The following is a 592-nucleotide window of genomic DNA, read 5'->3' on the forward strand; positions in this document are numbered from 1 at the left end:
GGATGATGAAGCTATTCAGGCCTGGTATGAGTCAGCAACACCTTCTTCACGAGGCAGACCTCAGCGCTATTCTGACCTTGCCATCACGACTGTGCTGGTCATTAAACGCGTGTTCAGGCTGACCCTGCGGGCTGCACAGGGTTTTATTGATTCCATTTTTACACTGATGAATGTTCCGTTGCGCTGCCCGGATTACACCAGTGTCAGCAAGCGCGCAAAGTCGGTTAATATCAGTTTCAAAACGTTCACCCGGGGTGAAATCGCGCATCTGGTGATTGATTCCACCGGGCTGAAGGTCTTTGGTGAAGGCGAATGGAAAGTCAAAAAACACGGCCAGGAACGCCGTCGTATCTGGCGGAAGTTGCATCTGGCCGTTGACAGCAACACACATGAAATCATCTGTGCAGACCTGTCGCTGAATAATGTGACGGACTCAGAAGCCTTCCCGGGTCTTATCCGGCAGACTCACAGAAAAATCAGAGCAGCATCGGCAGACGGCGCTTACGACACCCGGCTCTGTCACGATGAACTGCGGCGTAAGAAAATCAGCGCGCTTATCCCGCCCCGAAAAGGCGCGGGTTACTGGCCCGGT

Annotated in this window: 1 protein-coding gene; it reads left to right on the forward strand. The window is 53.2% G+C overall.

Features of this window, described 5'->3' with window-relative positions:
• A partial coding sequence (locus tag ACLH1I_RS26630; RefSeq protein WP_411302957.1) for an IS5 family transposase occupies positions 1-592 on the forward strand: 592 nt, incomplete at both ends.

Origin of the sequence: Klebsiella sp. 1SOBk10mer, from assembly GCF_046602535.1 — a bacterium.
Classification (GTDB): Bacteria; Pseudomonadota; Gammaproteobacteria; order Enterobacterales; family Enterobacteriaceae; genus Klebsiella; species Klebsiella quasipneumoniae.